Genomic DNA, 2,892 nt, shown 5'->3' with positions numbered 1-2,892 from the left:
GGCGACGCGGCGGAGGCCGAGCGGAGGTACCGGTCGGTGTGGGCGCGGGACCGCTCGCAGGGCAGCGCCGCGTTCGGGTTGGCTCGGGTCCGGCTCGCGGGCGGCGACCCCGACGGGGCGCTCGACGTGCTCGCCCAGGTCCCCGAGGTGTCCCGGCACCGGGAGGCCGCCGCCGTCGCCGCCGTCAAGGTGCTCGCGGGCGCCGGGCGCGGGGACCAGGCCCTGCGCGCGCTGGCCGCGCTCGCCCTGGACGGGGACGCGCGTGACCGGCTCGCCGCCCACGTCCTCGACCGGGTGGACCCGTCCGGGGGAAGCGCCGACCGCGAGCGGGCTTACCGCGACCTCGCCAGGCAGGCCCGCACCGCCGCCGAGCACGGGGTCCTCGTCGACCTCGCCAACGACGTCCGACCTCGCACCACCACCTGAACCGCAGACCCAGCACCGGGGAACCGGCACCGGGGCACCGAGGGGAGAAGCGCGTGGGGTTCCGTCTCGCCGTCAGCCAGAACGAGCACGTCTCACCCGACGACGGCCAGGTCGACGCCGTCGTCTCCGTGATCGCCTCCGACCTGCGCGCCACCTCCGCCCCCGAGCTCGCCGAGGTGCTCGCCGTCGACTGCTCCGGGTCCATGGCCCACCCGCGCACCAAGATCGCCGCCGCCCGGCAGGCCACCCTGGCCGCCGTCGACGCGCTGCGCGACGGGGTGCGGTTCGCCGTCGTGGAGGGCACGCACGTCGCCCGGATGGTGTACCCGCCGGACCGCGCGCTCGTGCCCGCCGACGACCGCACCCGCGCCGAGGCCAAGGCCGCCGCGCGCAGGCTCGTCGCGGGCGGCGGCACGGCCATGGGGTCCTGGTTGGAGCTGGCCTCGGACCTGTTCGACGAGCACCCGGACGCGGTGCGGCACGCCATCCTGCTCACCGACGGCATGAACGGCGAGCCGCGCGCCCGCCTCGACGCCGTGCTCGCCCGCTGCGCGGGCCGGTTCACCTGCGACGCGCGCGGCATCGGGGACGGGTGGGCCCCGGACGAGCTGCGGCACGTCGCCGAGGCGCTGCACGGGGACGTCGACGCGGTGCGCGACCCCGGCGAGCTGCCCGCCGACTTCCGGCGGCTGATGGACGCCGCGATGGGCAAGGTCGTCGCCGACCTCGGGCTGCGGGTGCGCCTGGCCCCGCACGCGACGCTGCTGCGCGCCAGGCAGGTCGACCCGGCCGAGGTCGACCTGGTGGGCAGGCCGGAGGGGGAGCGGGCGACCCGGTTCGGGACCGGCACGTGGGGCGACGAGCGGCGGGCGTTCCTGCTGACGCTGCGGGTGGACCTGGACGGGTTCGCGGTGGGGGAGCGCAGGCAGGCCGCGCGGGTGGACCTGGTCGACGCCGCCGGGCAGCCGCTCGCGGAACCGGCGGCGGTGCTCGCGCGGTCCACGGACGACCCGCTGCGGTCCGGGGTGCTGGACGGGCAGGTCGCGCACTACACCAGGGAGACCGAGCTGGGGGAGCTGATCCTGGCCGGCTGCGAGGCCCACGACGCGGGCGACGGGCGCGGGGCCGAGGCCGCCTGGGGGCGGGCGGTGGCGCTCGCGGCGCGGCTGGGGAACGAGGCGTCGCTGCGGCGGTTGCGGTGGCTGGTGGACGTGGTGGGCGCGCCGGAGGACGGGGTGGTGCGGGTGCGGGCGGACCTCGCGGTGAAGGACATGCACATCGCGGCGCTCAGCTCGACGCGGTCCACGTGGGCGCCGGGGGCGCCCGAGCGGGAACCCGCGCCGCCCGGCGGGCCGGACGTGCGGTGCCCGGAGTGCGGGCGGGTCTCCGGGGCCGGGAGCCGGTTCTGCCCGCGCTGCCGTCACCCGTTCGAGGGGGTGGAGCGGTGATCGGGGCAGGAGCGGACCGGGGAACCGCGGGCACCCGCCGGAGCCTGCTGCGCCTGCGCGCCGCGCTCCTGCTGCTGTCCGCGCTGGCCTGCGGCGCGGTGACCGCCTCGTTCACCGGCGTCACCACCACCGCCGCCTCGGTGCGCGAGCACGCCGCCCCCGCCGTGCTCCAGGCCGCCGCCGCGCGGCACGCGCTCGCCGACGCCCACGTCGAGGCCGTCACCGCGCTCGACTCGATCGCGCGGGCGAGGGCCACGCCGGGGCTGGGCCTGCTGACCGGACCGGGGGAGGAGTACGAGAAGCGCCTCGCGCTGGCCGGGCAGTACCTCAACCAGGTCGCCGAGGACAACGTCGCCGGGCCCTCGGCCAGCGCGCGCGTCCAGCTCTCCGTGGAGCTGATCTCCGCCTACGCCGGGTGGATCGGCCAGGCGGGCGCGCACCTGCACCGGGCCCCGGACGGGCTGCTCGGCGCCACCGACCTCTGGTACGCCTCGCGCGTGCTCACCACCCCCGGCTCCGGGGTGCTCGGGCACCTCGACGAGCTGCTGGCCGACCAGCGCGCCGCGCTCGACGACCTGCTCGCGGGCACCACGACCACCGCCGCGAGCACGCTCGGCTGGCTGCTGCCGCTGCTCGCGCTGGCCGCGCTGCTGGTGGTGGCGCAGGTGCGGCTGTCCCGCCGGTTCCGGCGCACCTGGAACCCGCCGCTGCTCGCCGCCACCGCCCTCGTCGCCGCCCTCGCCGGGGTGGCGCTGTGGGGCGCGCGCACCCAGGCGCGGGTGGAGGCGGCGGCGGCCGAGGTGGTCGCGGTCGCCGAGGGGTGGCAGGGCCGCACCGACCAGGCGACCGAGCTGGCCAGGACGGGGCTGCTGGGGATGCTCGGCCCGGACTGCCCCGACGCGTGCGGGCCCACCGTCGCCGAGGTCGACGCGGCCGACCTGCCCGCGGGCGCGGCCACCCTCGCGACCGTCCCGGTCCTCACCGACCGGGCCCTCGACGCCCGCACCGAGCTGGCCGA

The 2,892-nt window shown here is 78.6% G+C and carries 3 protein-coding genes; all 3 read left to right on the top strand.

What is annotated here, in order from left to right:
* The coding region (locus ACTUAL_RS30250; RefSeq protein WP_440902625.1) for a tetratricopeptide repeat protein at positions 1-426 on the top strand (426 nt) is incomplete at its 5' end.
* A 53-nt stretch (positions 427-479) separates the two neighbouring features.
* The gene (locus ACTUAL_RS30245) at positions 480-1,874 is read left to right on the top strand and encodes a VWA domain-containing protein (protein WP_440902624.1); all 1,395 of its coding nucleotides are present in this window, start codon (positions 480-482) and stop codon (positions 1,872-1,874) included.
* A partial coding sequence (locus tag ACTUAL_RS30240) for a hypothetical protein (protein ID WP_440902623.1) occupies positions 1,871-2,892 on the top strand: 1,022 nt, incomplete at its 3' end. The genes ACTUAL_RS30245 and ACTUAL_RS30240, both read left to right, overlap by 4 nt.

The sequence above is a fragment of the Actinosynnema sp. genome (assembly GCF_052038725.1).
Note: the sequence above shows the minus strand (reverse complement) of the source record. Positions and strands in the feature narration are given on the sequence as shown.